This window comes from Actinomycetota bacterium (genome assembly GCA_030650795.1).
Lineage (GTDB): Bacteria > Actinomycetota > Actinomycetes > S36-B12 > S36-B12 > UBA11398.
The window spans coordinates 1-17,470 of the sequence record JAUSDJ010000029.1 but is presented as its reverse complement, the minus strand read 5'-3'; the positions used below and the strand labels follow the sequence as shown (position 1 = coordinate 17,470).

Sequence of the window (17,470 nt, the reverse complement as noted above, 5' to 3'; positions counted from 1 at the left end):
GGACGCTGACCGCATCGCAACGTGGCAGGACCCGGTCGAGAAGCGCATGGTGTTCGCGGCCTCGCGTTGGACCCAGGCCGAACTCGCAGAGCAGGTCCCGTGGCTCTTCGAGGACACCGCCAATCGCATGGTGATACGAGGTGAAACTCCCAACCCTCGTTGATCCACCAGACGCCAAAGGGAGAACACACGGGCGGAGATGGTGGCCAGGGACGGGGTCGCACCGTCGTCGGTGCGCGACTGTAGAGATGCGCGCCCCTGTGCGCGAGGCATTGCGCCGTGGGGACATACATTGAGCCAATGAGGGGAGGTCGTTCAACCGCGCTGGCACTCGCGGCGTGCTGCACGCTCCTGATTTTTCCTGTCGGTCCAGCCCTCGCTGAGGATCCGTCGCCGTCGCCTACCGCGACCACGACCGCGAGTCCGAGTCCCTCGTCCACTCCCACGGCTCCCGAACCTGGCGCGACCGCTCCTACGGCGAGCCCGTCCGCGAGCCCGTCCGAGCCCGGTGTCGTCCCGCCGCGTGGCGTGCTGCCCCTGATGGCGGGACACTACGGTCCTCTTGTCGATCTAGCCCAAGAGCGTCTCGAATGGCTCGGATACGAAATCTCCGAGGCGGACCGAAACGGTCGCAAGATCGGCAAGTCGACGACCATCGCGGTGAAGGCCTTCCAGTCGAAGTTCTTGATCCCTGCAACCGGCGTCGTCGACGAGCGCTCGTGGCGGGCGCTGTCGAAGATGGCCTCGCGCGTCGGCGTGCTGCCACTGCAGTGCACCGCAGTCAAGGTCGCCCTCTGCGCGGACAAGACGACGCGCATCATCCGCTACGTCGAAAAGGGCGAGGCCAAGGTCACCGTCGACGCACGGTTCGGGAGGCCCGGCATGGACACCGGCAACGGTGTCTTCTCCGTCAACCGCAAGAGCCGCGATCACGTCTCGAGTCGTTACCACACGTGGATGCCGTTCGCGATGTTCTTCAACGGTGGCGAAGCCGTTCACTACTCGCCCAGCTTCGCCGCCGAGGGATACAACGGCGGATCGCACGGCTGCATCGGCATGCGCGATTTCAAGGTCGCCGCATGGCTTTTCGATCGGGTTCCGCTCGGTGCGCGGGTGTACGTCTACTACTCCTGAAGCTCTACGGGTGCGGACCGACGACGGGGTCGAACCGTCGACGGTCACAGTTCGGCATCAACTCGGCCAGTGCGCCTGCGGAACTGTCGTTATCGCCGGTGTTGCATTAGTTGCCCTGAGTCAAGAAGGAGTTGCGACAACCCCTGAGTTGAGCAGTTCTCCAATGCGGTGCTCGGACAGACCAGCCTCGGCGAGAATGGTCAGCGACTCCTCGCCAACGGCGAACGAGGCGGCTGGGCGTCGCCCTTGGGTTGTCGACCAGTCCGAGTAGGCGCGCACGATCGCGGCTCGCCCGAATTGCTTGTCTTGAACGGTGTAGGTCAAGTTGTTGGCAAGAGCGAATGGGTCAGTGAAAGACGATTCAAATGACAAGGCCCGGACCGCGTCCACGCCAATGCGTGACAGCACCGCCAGGACTTGTGTGCTGCTCTGAGCGCGGAGCAATGACTCGATTTTGCTGGCTTCTGTCACATTCATGGCATCAAGGAGGGCGTGGCGCTTATCGTCCGTATCGGCGTTCACCGCGATCCAGCAGTCCTCGCAGGCGTAGAGCCGGTGGAAGTCGCTGGGGCCGCGATAGTCGGCCTTTCCAACGGCAGGTGCTGCGCTGCCTTGGTAGGAAGTGAATTCGCTGAACTGAATGAAGGTCACGCCTTGCGCCAGTGAGATCCCCACTTCGGCGCCAACGGCGTGGTGCAGCCGTCGGTGCAGGCTTGCCAGCGCTCCGACAGCTCCAAGGATTCCAGTGGCAGTGTCAATGGTTGGCACGCCCGAGTCATATGGATATCCATCGCCGCCTTGCGCAGTGGCCATGCCGCTTCTGGCTTGGAAGATCGGATCAAATCCAGGGGAGTCGGCCCAGGCTTCGGCGAGTCCGTAGGCCGAGACGCCTACGTGTATGAGCTGATTGTTGGCCTGTGCGAGCGCGTCGTCACCCAAGCCGATTCGTTCCATGCGCGCAGGGCGAAGGTTCTCTACAAGGATGTCCTTGTCGCGCAGTAGTTCAAGCATCGTCTGGGCGCCCTCAGGGCTTGGCACATTCAGTGCCAAGCCACGTTTGTACCGGTTCACCGAGAGAAACTGAATGGGGAACGCACGGTAGGTATCACCCGAGAGTGGCTCTATTCGAATGACGTCAGCGCCGTATTCGGACAGGACGGACGAGACAAAGGGACCGGCGATGAACGACGCCGCGTCAATGACTTTGATCCCAGCAAGGGGCATCAGGTATTCACCGGTCGGTGCTGGGCGGGGTGATCGGCTTCGTTCCCAGACCTGCTCGTGGCTTTGGGCCTGAGCACCTGCGGCGGGAAGCCGTCCGGGGAGCGGTGAGACTCCATCGATGATGATGGGAGTCGATGGCATACGCACGGCCCCCACGTGCTCGTCGTCCTCGATCACAAAGCCGCCATTCGCAGCGACGATGTCGCTTTCAGTCCACTCCTCGCGGCTGGTCACTGGAGCCGCGGCCAGTCCGTGCTCAGACAGCAGATTGATCCAGTGGGTGCTCGGTTGCGCAGCGAAGTGTTCCTCCAGGGCGGCGTTGACTTTCGCCAGAGCTTCGGCGCTGGACATCATCTTGTAAAAGTCGCCTTCAACTTCTGGCAGTGCGTAAAGATCCAGCCGGTCGAGGGCATCAAGAGTGCGCAGCACCAGGTCTGGCGTGAGCGCTGCGAGATAGAACCATTGCTTGTCGCTGCCTTGATATGAGCGAAAGTTCGGTGCCCGTCCACCGCCGGACCGCCGGATGGTCGGCTGATCGAGGGTATTGAAGGTCATGGCGGTCAGCACTGCTGACGCAGCATGTAGCCCGCTGACTGTTGCGCTGTAGCCGTAGCCCGTGCGCTCCAATCCATGCAGGCCGGCTAGCGCGGCTGCTGCCGCAAGACCGCCGTGCACTTGTGTCGTGTTTGCCACCACCGGAGCTATTGGGCCGTTGGGGGCTCCTGCGTATTGGCCCGCTACCCCTCCTGCTGCTGCAACAAGGAGCGGGTCTTCAGCAAGTTCGGCCCATTCGCCTTCAGGGCCATAGGGAGGAACCCAGACGTGGACGAAGCGGTTGTCTTTCGGGTTGAGCTGATCGGCGGTGAGCCCGAGCGATGCCAGCCGTGACGGCGACGCATCGACGATGAGGATGTCCGCCTCGTGCACGTGGGCCGCTGGGTAGCCGTGCTGGGCGTGCAGCACCCGCTTGCCCCGGTCCCAGCTGACGTTCCCGGGCTCGGCAGCCGTAATGCCCGGTGCATCGTCCAGGACCACCCGCACGACGTCCGCGCCCAGATCGGCCAGCAGCTGGCCGGCGATGCGGGCCGGCCGTGAGTAGCTGACTTCGAGCACCCGCACGCCAGCCAGGGGCGGCTCGGCGTCGGCAGACGCAGGCGGGGCGCTAGCCACGGTCGCCCTCCACACCCTCAGGCCGACCACTGGTGTTCATTCGGTGCAACTAACAGCACGGCACGGCAAAGTGCAAGGCCATCGCCGGGATCGGGTCGTGGCTCGCCTGCTGCGCGACGTGGCCGAGGAGCGTGATCTCGGCGATGTGACGGCACTGGCCGATCCCATGGCCATGTAGCTCATGGCCGACGGGATGAGCAGGGACACCGACAAGAAGTGCGACGCTGAGACAGGCGGTCCGATGGGATGCCAAACTGCGTGGTCACTGCTGGTCCGGGACGCCGAGGCGTCCATCACCAGCATCCAGCAGCATCGCCGAGCAGCATCACTATCCACCGGGAGCCCTCGGTGGCCGTCAAGGCAGGGAGCGCACCATGCAGACCGGGATCTTGCACGACATCCGGATCGTCGACCTCTCGGACGGCATCGCCGGCCCGACGGCCACCATGGTGCTCGCCGAGGCAGGCGCTGACGTCGTGCTCGTGGAGCCGCCAGGCGGGGTGACCACCCGCTCCCTGCCGGGCTTCAAGACCTGGAACCGCAGCAAGCAGTCCGTCGTGCTGGACGTGCACGAGGCCGTTGGCCGCGAGCGCCTCGACTCGTTGCTGGCCGGCGCGGACGTGCTGGTCCACTCGCTCTCGCCGACCAAGGCACGCGAGCTCGGGCTCGACGATGCCTCGCTGGCCGCCGCCCATCCGCACCTCATCGCCTGCTCGGTGCTCGCGTGGCCGGCGAACCATCCCGATGCGGAGCTGCCGGTCGACGACCTACTCGCGCTCGCGCGCATGGGCGTGCTCGACGAGCAGCAGGGCCTGCGCGAGGGCCCCATTTACGTGCGCTTCCCACTGGGCAGCTGGGGCGCGGTCTGGCTCGCCGCCATGGGGATCGTGGCCCGGCTCATCGTCCGTGGCCGCACCGGCTCCGCCGGCCCGGTGCACACGAGCCTGGTCCAGGGCGCCCTGATCCCGATGATGATGCACTGGTCGCGGGCGGAGACGCCGTCCGACGCCCTGCGGATCGGCATGCCCAAGGGGAACATGCAGGCCTCGCTCTTCGAGTGCTCCGACGGGCGCTGGGTCCACGCGATGCAGCCGCCCCCGTGGGGCACCCCGCTCATGGACGAGATGCTGGCCGAGCTGGGACCGGAAGCAGTCGAGGAAGGCGCGGCCATCGCCGCGACCGGCGGCTGGGGTGACATGACCCTGGTACGCAAGGCGTTCCTGCGCCGTCCGGCGCAGGCCTGGCTCGACAACGCCTGGGCCAACGACCGACCGGCGCAGGGCGCGTTCGAGGTGGGCGCGATCCTCGGCGACGAGCAGGCGCGCATCAACCGCTACGTCATCGAACTGGATGACCCGGAGGCCGGGCGCATCACGGTGCCCGGGCTGCCGCTGACCGTGGACCCGCCGACTGAGGTGCGCGGGCCGGCGCCCGCGCTCGGCCAGCACCAGGATGTGGCAGGCGCCGACTGGGCGCCGCGGGAGGCCCCTGAGGCCGCGGCCGCGAGCCAGCGCTACCCGCTGGCCGGCTTGAAGGTGCTGGACTTCGGCAACTACCTGGCCGGCCCGCTCGGCCCGATGCTGCTGGCCGACCTCGGCGCCGATGTCATCAAGGTCGAGGCCACCACCGGCGACCCGATGCGCTGGGGCGATTGGCCCTTCGCCGGCTGCCAGCGCGGCAAGCGCACCATCGCGGTCGACCTCAAGTCACCCGACTCGCGCCCCGTGCTCGAGGCGCTCGTGCGCTGGGCCGACGTCGTCCACCACAACCTGCGCATGCCCGCCGCTCGCCGCCTGGGCCTGGACTCCGCGTCGCTGCGGCAGATCAACCCCGATCTCGTCTTCTGCCACACAAGCTCCTACGGCCCGCAGGGGCCGCGCGCCGATTGGCCTGGCTACGACCAGCTGTTCCAGTCGTCCTGCGGCTGGGAGGTTGCCGGCGCCGGCGAGGGCAACCGGCCGATGTGGCACCGCTTCGGCTTCATGGACCACCAGTGCGCGATGTCGTCGGTGGTCTCCACGCTGCTCGCGGTCTACGAGCGCGACCGCACCGGCCGCGCCATCGATGTGGCCGGCTCGCTGCTCGGACCCGGCGTGCTCACCACGAGCGAGACGTACCTGCAGGCCGACGGCACGCTCGCACCGATGGTCCAGCTCGACCGCGACCAGATGGTCACCACGCCCGGTGCCCGCCTGCTCATCTGCTCGGACGCGTGGATCGCGGTGGCCGCGCATCGCGACGACCAGGTCGCGCGCCTGAGCGAGGTGCTCGGCGTGGCCGACGCGGACGCGCTACCGAAGGCCGCCGCCGACCGCGCATCCGGCGAACTGCTCGATGCGCTCGCGGCGGCAGACGTGCCGGCCGAGCTCGTGCGGCTCGGCAACAAGGACTCCTTCTTCGACGACCCAGCCAACCAGGAGATCGGGCTGGTCGTCTCATACCAGCACGGCGCCTGGGGCCGTCTCGAGCAGCCGGGCGCGATGTGGGACTTCGGCGACCTCCACACCAGGTTCGACTACGCGCCGCCGCTGCTCGGCGAGCACACCGTCGAGGTGCTGCGCGAGATCGGCTTCGACCAGGCTGGCGTCGATGGGCTGCTCGCCGCGCAGGTGGTCAAGACCGCCTAGCGACTGGGCGGCATCACGGTGACGTCGAGGCGTTGGGGGCGGTCCTCGTCGGGTGGTGGCCGGGGCTGGGTCGAATGGCCGACCTTCCGATTTTCAGAGCGGCGCATTTACGAAGGTGGTGGCCAGGGACGGGGTCGAACCGTCGACCTTCCGAGTTTCAGTCGGACGCTCGTACCAACTGAGCTACCTGGCCGTGGCTGGTAATCCAGCCCGAAATTCAGAGTTTCCCCCGAACAAGTGGCGACCCCGACCGGGCTCGAACCGGCGACCTCCGCCGTGACAGGGCGGCGCGCTAACCAACTGCGCTACGGGGCCTCTAGCGAAGCCGTATCCCCAACGGGATTCGAACCCGTGCTGCCGCCGTGAAAGGGCGGTGTCCTAGGCCACTAGACGATGGGGACTTTGTCTCCGTCGACCGTAACGCCGCTGGCGACGAGAGAACTATAGGGGATTGCCCGCCTTTGCCTTACGCGAGGTCATTTTGCGTGCGCTGCACGCGAAAGCCGGTCATTTATTGCCAATCCCAGCCCAATATTCGCCGGTGGCACGGTGAGGATGGTACGCAGTTCAAGGGAATCTGCCTCACGCAAAGCCCAGTACAACAGCCGGGCATATTCCTGGAGTGAATCTGGTTCGCTCAACCGAATCAGGCCGATCATGGTCGGGATATCGGCCGTAGCGAGCAGTCCGATGCGAGCTGCCGAATCGGTGTAGTCGCCATCTTCGAGTTCTGCTCTTGTCACGAGGACCACTTGCGCTCGCGGGCTGTAGTGGGATTCGAGCGTGCCACTGGCACGCACAACCGAGTCATGAGTGCATTGCATGCCGGTGGTCTCTTGGACTTGCTCGATCGTGACCGCGCCCGGACGAAGCATGCGGGGATGCTCGGCCGTGCAGTCGATGATCGTTGATTCCAATCCGATGCCGCACTCACCGCCGTCAAGGACGAGGTCTTGTTGGAATAGATATGCGCCAAGCTCGGCGATCACGTGCTCCGCACTGGTCGGACTCACCTGACCGAAGCGATTCGCACTTGGCGCTGCGATTGCGATCGAGGCATCACCTGAGATGCGCACGAGTTCCCCCTGCACTTGCTGCATCAGCGGATGAGCGGAGACTCGAACTGCCACTGAATCCTGCCCACCAGTGAGAAAGTCACCAGCCTTCATCGTTCTCTTGACAACCAGGGTCAGCGGTCCTGGCCAGTGGGCCGCCGCGAGTGAGCGAGCAAAGGCGGGAATCTCGCGTCCCCAGTCATCAAGTGACTCGGCTGTCGGCAGATGAGCAATGAGCGGATGATTCGCTGGTCGGCCCTTTGCTGCATAGATCTTCGCGATTGCGTGCGCTTGGTCAGCGCGTGCTCCCAATCCATAAACAGTTTCCGTTGGCAGTGCGACTAGGTCTCCGACAGCGAGGGCTTGGGCTGCCTCAAGAGGGTCATTCGTGACTCGCATGTACCTATTCAATCTGGCCTGTGTAAGGACTAGGTCAGGACTGGGCGCTTAGGCGCTGGATAGGGAACCGATGGGAACTCGCTGGTGTCTCATTGCCATATGAGTTCGCCCCTAGGAGGAGAGCCAGTGAGCACCCCTATTCCGCCTTACCAGCCCTTGCCGTCCTTCGACGAGGAGTTCCCATTCAATTGGAGTGCTCCTGCACACAAGCCGCGCAATCGCGGAGTCATGATCTTTGCCGGAATGTGTGTGACAGCGCTCGTGGCCGGCGCAGCCGGCGGCGCTGTGGGTTACGTCGCTGCGCGCGACACCCTGCCAACCACGGTCGCCTCAGCGATTGATTCCTCCTCGCCTTCGCTGCCTGCTGCTGGCAGCATCGCTGCGGTTGCGGCTGCAGTCCAACCAGCTGTCGTGCAACTGAATGTCACCGGGGCCGATGGTAAGGGCACTGGCTCTGGCTTCATCATCAGCACGGACGGCTATCTGATCACCAACAACCACGTTGCCGGCATGGCCAGCGAGAACGGCATTGACGTGCTGTTCGCCGATGGCACGCAAGTTAAAGGGCAGCTGGTTGGAGCCAACGCTGGCTATGACCTTGCGGTGGTCAAAGTCGATAAGACGAACCTTCCAACCGTGCCGCTTGGCAGTTCTGCTGGTTTACTGGTTGGCGATTCGGTCATTGCTCTCGGCTCACCTCTGGGCCTTCAAGGCACTGTGACCTCAGGCATCGTCAGCGCGCTGAACCGTCCAGTGACGGCAACTGGTGAGAGCGGCGATTCTTCGTCCTCCATCAACGCCATTCAAACCGACGCTGCGATCAACCCAGGAAATTCCGGTGGCCCTCTGGTGAATGGCAAGGGTGCCGTCATCGGTGTGAACTCAGCAATTGCTTCCATGGGTGCAGCAGAAGGCCAGCAGGCCGGCTCGATCGGACTTGGCTTTGCCATCCCGATCGATACTGCGAAGCGCATCGCTGACGAGATCATCAACACTGGATCGGCCAAGACCCCGGTCATTGGCGTTCAGCTCGATATCAGTTTCACGGGCCCAGGCGCCAAGGTTGCAACCGTGACTGCGGGTGGGGCTGCAGAGTCTGCAGGACTGCAGGCGGGCGACGTCATCTCGAAGGTGAATGGCACCGCGATCGCTGACGGAACACAGTTGATCGTCACGATTCGCTCCTTCGCTCCAGGTGATCGCGTGCAGGTTGTCCTTACGCGCGATGGGGAATCGATCACCCTTCCGGTGAATCTGACGGCTGCGAAGTCGTAGTCCCTTCGGCGTTGAGGCAGGCTGATGCCGTGGACCTCGTCGGCAGTCTGACTCAGCAAGTGCGCGAACGCGCGGCCGCTGGGTTTCGCCGGATCGTTTCGGGGGATCCTTCGGGGGCTCCCGAATGGATTGCCCAACTCGCTGACGGCGATGGAGTCGGGTACTTCGGTCCGGACTCAGCTGCTTGGACAGTGCACGGAGGCTTGCCAACTCTGGTTGGCGGCATCCGTGCACTGCTCATGCAGGCACTTCATCCCGCGGCGCTCGCTGGCGTGATGCAGCATTCGCGTTACGAAGAGGACGCGCTCGGGCGGTTGGCCGGCACGACTCAGTGGCTCACGGTCGTGACATTTGGAGACATGGCGCAAGCCGATCGAGAATGCGCACGCGTGCGCGGTATGCATCGCAAAGTGCATGGCACTTACGAACTCGATGGTGTGCAGCATCCATACGACGCCACAGATCCGGAACTACTCCGTTGGGTGCACCTGGCATTCACCGATTCGTTTCTCACAGCTCATCAGGTCTGGGGTGGGCCTATCCCCGGTGGCGCCGATGCGTATGTGCGTGAATGGGCGAAGTCTGGTGAACTGGTCGGTGTTGAGAATCCGCCTCGCACAGTTGCCGAGTTGAAGTCGCAGTTGGCCGAACGGCAATCACAGTTGCGTGGCGGCCCCCTTGCCCGCGAAACAGCCGCATTCATCAGCCGTCCACCGCTCCCATTTGCCGCTCAAGGCCCCTACGCCGTGCTGCTGCTTGGGGCACTTTCGACGATGTCTGCTCGGCATTTGTCGATGCTGGGTTTGCCTCGGGTACCCCGCCAAGTGGCTCAACCTGCAGTCGGCGCTCTGCTTGGTTGCTTGGGGCTGGTCCTCGGTACAACTTCCCCTTCGCAGAGGGCAGCCACTTCGCGAATTGCTGAGAACTCGGCAAGTCGGGATTGACCTAATCGATCACCCATGGGTGATGATGGTCGGATGTTTCAGGCGAGACCAATGTTGCGTGTGGGGATCCCTGCACTCGTTTCTCTGTGCTGTCTTGCCTTGGTCATCGGACCCGCGCAGGCGGCAGATCCGCCAACTCCAGGTGTGACGCCCTCTTCAACCCAACTGCCTACGCCAACGCCCACCCCGACTGCAATACCGGCTCCATCACCGAGCGCCTCTATTGCGGTGACTCCTTCGGTCTCGCCAAGTGTTGTCCCGCCTTCTGCCGCACCAATTCCGATCCCAATGCCCGCGGCGCTCGGTAGTTGGTGTCGGTCCTTGTTTCCACTGACTGCTCCGGCTTCAGAGCGAGTTGCGGCGCAACAGTTGCTGTCCAACGGCGCGATCAACTTCAGCAAGGGCGGCACGTATCACCTGGACGAACACCCGAATTGGAAACCGCAGGCCACTTCCGACACATCTGGCGATCGACATGTGAACTCGCTGAATTGGGCATTGCCATTGCTATTCCGTGGAGTTCAGGTGCAGAACCAAGCGATGGTTGATCGGTTCCGCCAGCTCATGCTCTATTGGATTGCCGATCATCAAGGCAAACGTGACTACTGGGTCGACGGTTCGATCTACGGCGGATTGCGCACCGAAACCCTGGTGTGCGCGGCACAAACCTTGAACGATCCGACGATCACCGCTGCTGCTCTGCAAGATGCGCGAACCATGGTGAAATCGAACGCCGGCGCGGTACCCGTTGCTATCGGTGTGAACAACACCGATCTCATTCGACAGACCGGCGCAGTCGCTGCATTCTGCTGGACTTCGGATTGGCCTTCGCGAGATCGTGCCTGGAGCAACCTCGTGTCCATTGCCAGCGGAATCGTCCAACCTGATGGCAGCGATGTTGAAGGTTCGCCGAGTTACGCGGTCTATATCGAGAAGTTGCTACTTGCAGTTGAGGCCGCAGCCGCTACGTGCGGAATGCCTTCGGAACCGATTCCCACATTGCGCAACCGCCTCTATGACTTTGTTGGGCAATCGATTCGTCCGGACTTCTTGCAAGAGTCAATCGGCGATGGCATTGCCGCGTCGCTGCGTGGCAGCTTCGGCGCAGCCGATGGTCAAGCCGAGTGGGTGCGCACCGCAGGCAAGTCAGGTACTCCGCCGCCAACGATCTACTCCGCGTACGACGGGGGATACATCTTTGGTCGCGCCGGTTGGCAGCCACAGCCGGGCCAGCCTGATTCCTATTACTCCTTGCGTTTCAGTTCCACCAGGCCAGGCACCGCGCATACGCACGACGATGGCACCGGACTGACCTTCTTTTCCAAAGGCACTGAATGGATCGGTGATCCAGGGCCCTACCGCTACGAAAACAGTGATCCCCTGCGTGCATATCTCAAGACTCGCGCCGCACATTCCGCCTTGACGGTCGGCAAGGTTGCTCGATCCCGTTGGGCGGGCGTCAAGAAATTGACAGCAGTTAGCGACTGGGCAACTGGCGGCAATGACACTTCGTGCGTGCAAGACAACACGTGGAAGACCGTCACGCTCGTGCGATGCACGCAGTTTGTGCGCAGTGTCGACGCAATGATCGTCACCGACTACGTCGATGCGGGCAAAGCAAAGCCGAAGGGCAGATTCACGTGGCAGCGCTGGCAGGTTGCCCCAGGAGTCAGCACTGGCTACGACGGCTCGACCCTGGTGCTAACCAAGGGGGACAAGCATCTTGACGTCGTGAAGTCTGGTACCGATCAATGGGTGATCGACTATGCGAAGCCAGGCGGAAAGATCGGCTGGTCCACTGGCGCTTGGGGCGAAAAGCTGCCTTCGCAGGTCATCAACAGGCAGGTTCCAATTCCCAAGGCGGGTATTCACGAGGCATTGGTGACGGTGTTGGTCCCGCGAAATGATGGCGAGCAGGTGCCGGTGACGATCAGTGCTAACGGCGTAACCATCACTCGCGGTGCTCTCACGATCACCACGCCTGCACCTATGCCCCAACTGGGTGCACCACTACTCTGAGATTGCTCAGCATCGCGTAATTGAGGAGTTCGCATGATTGTTGCCGTCGGCTCAGATCACGCAGGATTCGTGCTCAAGGAGCGATTGCGCACCTGGCTTGAAACCAACAACTACGACGTCATCGATCTTGGCACTTACTCAGAGGCCAGCGTCGACTACCCGCACTACGGGGCTGAAGTCGGCCGGGCAGTCGCTGATGGTGAAGCGGAGTTCGGTGTTGCTGTGTGTGGGAGCGGTCAGGGCATCTGCATGGCGGCGAACAAGATCCCCGGAGTGCGCGGGGGAGTCATTCGAGCTAACGATGACGCCGAAATGACCAGACGCCACAACGACGCCAATGTGGCCTGCTTCGGCGGGCGATTCACTGAGCCAGAAGTTGCCATTGCCGCCCTAGACATCTTCCTGACGACCCCGTTTGATGGCGGTCGCCACGAGCATCGCGTCGAGATGCTGGCAGAACTTGATGACGGCGAGGCCGTCTAAGCCGATCTGGGTCACAACAATCAGTTCATCAGCCAAAGACAGGTAACATGAGCGCTATGTGGATTCTGATCGCCGTAGTCGTAGTCGTTGCCATTCTCGTTATGTGGGCCATTGGGCTCTATAACCGCTTGGTCAAGTCCAATGTTGCAGTTGACGAGGGCTTTGCGCAGATCGAGGTGCAGCTCAAGCGACGCAGCGATCTGATCCCGAATCTGGTCAACACCGTCAAGGGCTATGCCGCTCACGAGAGCGGAACCTTCGAGGCGGTTACCCAAGCCCGCGCAGTTGGCGAGCACGCCACCACGGTCCCTGAGGTTGCGGCTGCTGACGGCATGCTCACCCAGGCTCTTCGTGGACTGCTTGCTGTGGCAGAGGCGTACCCCGATCTGAAGGCTTCGACCAACTTCCTTGCGCTTCAGGAGGAGTTGAGTGCGACAGAGAACAAGATCGCCTTCTCGCGTCAGTACTACAACGACTCTGTGCGCACGCTGAACACTGCGATCGTCTCCATTCCTACAAAGTTCTTTGTGGGCATGGCTGGAGTCAAGGCCCGCGACTTCTACGAGGTGCCTGACGCAGCTGATCGCAACGCCCCAACCGTCACCTTCTAATTACGATGGCGGTCTCGTTTAGAGCCGAGCAGTCTGCAAATCAGCGAAAGACCTGGCTGCTCCTTGCATTGATGTTCGTCTTTGTCATCGCCATTGTCTGGGCGATCTCAAGCCTGTTCGGATTGCAGATTTACTGGATCGTCCCGCTGGCGGTCGGAATTTCGTTGATCGGTGTATGGACCTCCTACTGGAAGTCAGACAGCCTGGTGCTGGCGATGACGAGCGCGAAGATCATCACTCACGACGAAGCGCCACAGCTCTACAACATTGTTGAAGAAGTCTGCGTCGCTGCCGGACTGCCGATGCCTCGAGTTGCGATCGTCGATGATCCTGCTCCCAATGCTTTCGCAACGGGTCGTGACCCGGAGCACGCAGTGATCGCCTTCACCTCCGGCATCTTGAAGGTGATGGATCGCGAACAGTTGCAAGGCGTTGCCGCACATGAGATGGCACACGTGGGCAACCGCGACACACTTGTGATGGCAGTCGCGGCAACCACCGCAGGGTTGCTTGCCATCGTCGCCGATGTGGGCGCGCGTATGGCCTTCTTCGGCGGCGGCCGGAATAGCAACAACAGCAATCCGATCGCTCAAATCATTGCGATCGTAATCCTGATCTTGGCGCCGATCGCGGCCTTGCTGCTGCGCGCATCAATCTCTCGCAAGCGCGAGGCATTGGCCGATGCCACTGCGGTTCAGTTCACGCGAAACCCGACAGGCCTCCGGCGTGCCCTGGAAACCCTGGCTGCTGACGACACAGTGGTGCGTCAGAAGTCGACTGCCGTTGCTCATGTATGGATCGAATCGCCTCTGGATGGCAAGTCGAAGTCCATGTTCGATACCCATCCGCCGATCAGCGAGCGCATTGCGTTGCTGCGTCAGATGGAAGGCGCTGCACCCGCGAGCGAGTGACTATTCGCCGACCTCAGCAATAACGGGCACTTGTCCAGCCATAAGTGCTCCCGCGTAGTCCGGCACGTAGTTGTTCGGATTACGAGGTGGCCGTTCGTAGTTCGTTGCAGATGGCCGAACCGGAAGAGTGATCGGTTCTTTGGTTGCGTGGTAGTACGGAATTGTTGAAAGAAAGTGATGGAGGAAGTTGATGCGCGCTTGTCGCTTGTCATCAGCTTCAATGATGCTCCACGGCGCTTCTGGGATGTCGGTGTGCGCGAGCATCTCGTCCTTCGCGCGGGAGTAGTCCGCCCAGCGCGTGATGGATTGCAGATCCATTGGTGAGAGCTTCCACTGACGCATCGGATCCTTGAGTCGTGACTTGAAGCGTCGCTCTTGTTCAGCATCGCTGACGCTGAACCAGTATTTACGCAGCAGGATGCCGTCTTCAACGAGCAGCCGTTCGAAGATTGGCGCCTGGTGCAGAAATCGCTCGTGCTGGTCAGGCGTGCAAAAGCCCATGACTCGTTCGATGCCAGCTCGGTTGTACCAAGAACGGTCGAACAGCGTGATGTTGCCTGCCGCGGGCAATTCAGCGATATACCGCTGGAAGTACCACTCGGTCTTTTGCCGCTCCGTCGGGTTTGGAAGCGCAGCGACAGTGACGACACGAGGGTTGAGGTACTCGGTCATCCGCTTGATGGCTGAGCCCTTGCCAGCTGCATCGCGGCCTTCAAAGACAACGACAATGCGAGCGCCTTCTTGGCGTAGCCACTCCTGCATCTGCACCAGTTCGGCCTGTAGGCGACTGAGTTCAGCCTCGTAAAGTTTCAGGGGCATGCGCGGAGCGCGCTTGGGCTTCTTTGGTTCAGTCCTCTTGGCCATGCCTTCTCCCAGTTCGCTGCGCAGTTCTCGATCAGCGGCACCCCGTGTGCCACTTCGCGTCGTGCTGCACCGAGTCAGTAACACCGCTTGCTTGTTGCCGAAGTGTTGCACTGCGTTTGAATGCACGGAACGAAAAGAAGGAGAGCCCATGTCTCCCCTAGTGCATTTTGAGATCCAGGTCGCCGATGTGGAGCGAGCAAAGGCCTTGTACACAGCGTGTTTCGACTGGATCTTCGAAGACTTCACGGCGTCCACCGAGGTGGAGTACTGGGGCATCTTCACCGGCCTCGATGCGCAAGCCGCCTAGCGATTCATCCACCGTGGGCGGACCCGAAGCTTTGCCGATAACCTTGCCGCTCGGGTTTGGCTTGCTTGTGATGGTCAAGCTCTGGGTCGCTAGCTCAATGGTTAGAGCTGCGGACTTTTAATCCGTAGGTTCCGGGTTCGAGCCCCGGGCGACCCACCAGCCGATTGTCTTTGCAGCATAAGGGTTTTTGCTGATTCGAGCGAGGTGCTGAAAGGGCTGATTTGGGGCTTTGGCCCTTTCTTGGCCCTTTCTTTTCCACAGGCAGGTCCGGCATGATCCCGGTGATTGCACCGAGACCCGCCGATCTGTGAGGGCGCACAATGGGGTGTGAACCTGAGGAAGCGCATAGTCAACACCTCCGCGGCCGCTGTCGTCTTGCTCGCGTCCATGATCGGCTCGTCCGGGCCTTCAGACGCCGCTCGACCAACGTCCCTGCTGACCGTGACAATGAATTGGGCACCGGAGCTCTTGGAATCGTGGACCCTTCAGTGCGATCCCGTGGGTGGAACTCATCCCAATCGCTTCAGGGCCTGCGCCCTTCTGGACAGCCTCGCTGCACCGTTCGCTGTCAGCCCGACGGGCATGGCGTGCACGATGATCTACTCCGGTCCCGAGCGCGCGCGTGTGGTCGGGCAGTGGCAGGGCGAACCGGTGGCCGCCACCTTCACCCGCGCGGATGGCTGCGCGACTGCACGCTGGCGGACCTACCAGGCGCTACTCACCGATCCGGGAATGCTCACGGTGCGCGGCCGAGTCGACCTGGCCCCCACGTGCCCCGTGCAGCGACCGGGCGAGAACTGCCAGATCGTAGGGGCCTCCGCCATCGTGAGCGCGATTTCCGGGTCAAGGCATCGAACAGTCCGATCGGGTGCGGACGGTTTCACGCTGCGTCTAACGCGTGCTCTCTGGACGTTCACTGCTGACGCCGGCATGAGTTGCCCCTCGGTCATCGCTGATGCTCGCATCGGCCACAAGCCCCGACTCGTCGTCATTTCGTGTGACACAGGGATTCGCATGGCTGGGTGACACTGGAGGTAGACCTCCGTATGCTCGCGTCACTATGGGGCGTCGGAGCAGCACGTGGCCCTGGCACCAGTCCCGGTTTGATGAGTCGCACGCGCTCACGTCGAACGAGTACAAGGCCTTTCGACGAAAGACGGCCCACGATGAAGCACCCTGTATCGCAGGGTCTGTAGCTGTCATCATCGCGCTCTTCGCTGTACTGAACTCAAGGATTGGCACTGACGCCAGCATCGACAAGAACTTCCCGACGTTGATGATGGCTGTGGTGATGACGATCGCCGCTTTGATCTACCGCACGCGCCGGGTGCCAGCCTCGATCGTGCCCTGGACTGCAGCAGCCTTGGCGGTGCTGTTGGTTTGGGCTTTGTTGGTCCAGGAAAACAACAACTTCTCATCCACGGGACTGGCGTACTCGCTTTTCGTGGTGGCGACCTACGCGCCAATCACCCTCGATTTCGTCATCGCCGTCACCGCGGCGATCCCGATGTTTATCGGATGCGTCCTCGTGTCAATGAGTCTGCACTCTCTTGCCACAAGTGATTGGATCTTCACTTCCCTGGCCGCCTTCTTCATCAGCTTGGTGCTGTTGTGGGCGCGCATCCGCGGCGTTGACGACCTCGCCCGCGCTCTGGCTCAGCAGGCAGCACTTGCCACTCGAGATCCGCTCACCAAACTGTTCAACCGGCACGGACTGGAAGACCGAACCGAGCAGCTGCTCGCCCTGGCTGCCCGCCAAGGAACCCCGGTTGCAGCGATGTTCATCGACATTAACCGGCTAAAACTGTTCAACGACACCAACGGGCACGAGGCCGGCGACGCGCTCATCACGGCAATAGCCCAAGCTATCCGCGCCGTCGTACGCGCGGAGGACCTCGCGTGTCGCTGGGGAGGAGATGAGTTCGTGGTCATCGGCCTGGGCACAGCATCCGACCCCGATACCATGCAAAACCGCATCAGTGACCAACTCAACAAACAACACCTAGGCACTGCCATTTGGACAGCACGCGTCACTGTCGGCTGCGCCGCCATCGACCCAAGATTCCAACCTTTTGACGAACTCATCCGCAATGCCGACGCAGACATGTACCGGCGCAAGAGCAAAGTCCTTTGAAGTCAGAACTTTCCGTCATGATCGCGGCCAGAGCGAGGGAGATTGTGAGCAACTGACTTCCCCTGGCCGCTGTCACAGGCCTGGGCGGCTTCACATGTGCACACATGTGGTCGCCCGAGGCCAACGAGTTCGGGAGTACCGAGCTCAGTCTCATCCTGGGTTGGGAGTTTCGCCTCGTATCACCATGCGATTGGCGGTGTCCTCGAAGAGCCACGGGACCTGCTCTGCGAGTTCGGCCTGGGTCCAACGCGAGGCCGCGAACACCATGCGCTTCTCGACCGGGTCCTGCCACGTTGCGATGCGGTCAGCGTCC

At 62.3% G+C, this 17,470-nt stretch carries 15 protein-coding genes and 4 tRNA genes; 13 read left to right on the top strand and 6 right to left on the bottom strand.

What is annotated here, in order from left to right:
- Positions 1-300 precede the first annotated feature (300 nt).
- On the top strand, positions 301-1,134 hold the full coding sequence (locus tag Q7L55_09435; protein MDO8732770.1) for a L,D-transpeptidase family protein: 834 nt from the start codon (positions 301-303) through the stop codon (positions 1,132-1,134).
- Between the two features lie 120 nt (positions 1,135-1,254).
- Here the strand turns inward: Q7L55_09435 and Q7L55_09430 are convergent, their stop codons facing one another.
- Positions 1,255-3,528 carry a CoA transferase gene (locus Q7L55_09430; protein ID MDO8732769.1) on the bottom strand — a complete coding sequence of 758 codons (2,274 nt, stop codon included), beginning with the start codon at positions 3,526-3,528 and terminating at the stop codon, positions 1,255-1,257.
- 43 nt (positions 3,529-3,571) lie between these two features.
- Between Q7L55_09430 and Q7L55_09425 the strand changes: the two genes are divergently transcribed.
- Entirely contained in the window at positions 3,572-3,706 is a 135-nt protein-coding gene (locus tag Q7L55_09425; GenBank protein MDO8732768.1) for a hypothetical protein, read from the top strand.
- A gap of 196 nt (positions 3,707-3,902) precedes the next feature.
- Positions 3,903-6,155 (top strand): CoA transferase, encoded by a 2,253-nt coding sequence (locus Q7L55_09420; protein MDO8732767.1) that lies wholly within the window; start codon positions 3,903-3,905, stop codon positions 6,153-6,155.
- Positions 6,156-6,271: 116 nt separating this feature from the next.
- Here Q7L55_09420 and Q7L55_09415 read toward each other — a convergent pair.
- From Q7L55_09415 to Q7L55_09400, 4 genes are all read right to left on the bottom strand, one after another.
- Positions 6,272-6,348: transfer RNA gene (locus Q7L55_09415), tRNA-Phe, on the bottom strand.
- A 45-nt stretch (positions 6,349-6,393) separates the two neighbouring features.
- A tRNA-Asp gene (locus Q7L55_09410) sits at positions 6,394-6,470 on the bottom strand.
- 13 nt (positions 6,471-6,483) lie between these two features.
- A tRNA-Glu gene (locus Q7L55_09405) sits at positions 6,484-6,556 on the bottom strand.
- 75 nt (positions 6,557-6,631) lie between these two features.
- Complete coding sequence (locus Q7L55_09400) at positions 6,632-7,609, bottom strand: L-threonylcarbamoyladenylate synthase (protein ID MDO8732766.1); 978 nt, start codon at positions 7,607-7,609, stop codon at positions 6,632-6,634.
- A 126-nt stretch (positions 7,610-7,735) separates the two neighbouring features.
- On the opposite strand from Q7L55_09400, the gene Q7L55_09395 reads away from it, so the two are divergent.
- Genes Q7L55_09395 through Q7L55_09370 form a run of 6 tightly spaced genes read left to right on the top strand, consistent with a single transcriptional unit; the run spans position 7,736 to position 13,852 of the window.
- Complete coding sequence (locus tag Q7L55_09395; protein ID MDO8732765.1) at positions 7,736-8,884, top strand: trypsin-like peptidase domain-containing protein; 1,149 nt, start codon at positions 7,736-7,738, stop codon at positions 8,882-8,884.
- Between the two features lie 29 nt (positions 8,885-8,913).
- The gene (locus tag Q7L55_09390) at positions 8,914-9,828 is read left to right on the top strand and encodes an oxygenase MpaB family protein (protein MDO8732764.1); all 915 of its coding nucleotides are present in this window, start codon (positions 8,914-8,916) and stop codon (positions 9,826-9,828) included.
- A gap of 51 nt (positions 9,829-9,879) precedes the next feature.
- On the top strand, positions 9,880-11,847 hold the full coding sequence (locus Q7L55_09385) for a heparinase II/III family protein (GenBank protein MDO8732763.1): 1,968 nt from the start codon (positions 9,880-9,882) through the stop codon (positions 11,845-11,847).
- A gap of 33 nt (positions 11,848-11,880) precedes the next feature.
- Complete coding sequence (rpiB, locus tag Q7L55_09380; GenBank protein ID MDO8732762.1) at positions 11,881-12,330, top strand: ribose 5-phosphate isomerase B; 450 nt, start codon at positions 11,881-11,883, stop codon at positions 12,328-12,330.
- 47 nt (positions 12,331-12,377) lie between these two features.
- Positions 12,378-12,941 carry a LemA family protein gene (locus Q7L55_09375; GenBank protein ID MDO8732761.1) on the top strand — a complete coding sequence of 188 codons (564 nt, stop codon included), beginning with the start codon at positions 12,378-12,380 and terminating at the stop codon, positions 12,939-12,941.
- 5 nt (positions 12,942-12,946) lie between these two features.
- A complete protein-coding gene (locus tag Q7L55_09370; GenBank protein MDO8732760.1) occupies positions 12,947-13,852 on the top strand; it encodes a M48 family metallopeptidase in 906 nt (301 codons plus the stop codon).
- Here the strand turns inward: Q7L55_09370 and ppk2 are convergent, their stop codons facing one another.
- Positions 13,853-14,716 carry a polyphosphate kinase 2 gene (ppk2, locus tag Q7L55_09365; protein MDO8732759.1) on the bottom strand — a complete coding sequence of 288 codons (864 nt, stop codon included), beginning with the start codon at positions 14,714-14,716 and terminating at the stop codon, positions 13,853-13,855.
- Between the two features lie 148 nt (positions 14,717-14,864).
- Between ppk2 and Q7L55_09360 the strand changes: the two genes are divergently transcribed.
- The 4 genes from Q7L55_09360 (at position 14,865) to Q7L55_09345 (ending at position 17,157) form a co-directional block, all read left to right on the top strand.
- A complete protein-coding gene (locus Q7L55_09360) occupies positions 14,865-15,023 on the top strand; it encodes a hypothetical protein (protein ID MDO8732758.1) in 159 nt (52 codons plus the stop codon).
- Between the two features lie 83 nt (positions 15,024-15,106).
- Positions 15,107-15,182 (top strand) — tRNA-Lys (locus tag Q7L55_09355).
- Positions 15,183-15,350: 168 nt separating this feature from the next.
- Positions 15,351-16,049: an SSI family serine proteinase inhibitor gene (locus Q7L55_09350; GenBank protein MDO8732757.1), complete on the top strand. Its 699-nt coding sequence runs from the start codon at positions 15,351-15,353 to the stop codon at positions 16,047-16,049.
- A 34-nt stretch (positions 16,050-16,083) separates the two neighbouring features.
- The gene (locus tag Q7L55_09345; protein ID MDO8732756.1) at positions 16,084-17,157 is read left to right on the top strand and encodes a GGDEF domain-containing protein; all 1,074 of its coding nucleotides are present in this window, start codon (positions 16,084-16,086) and stop codon (positions 17,155-17,157) included.
- Positions 17,158-17,470: the final 313 nt, after the last annotated feature.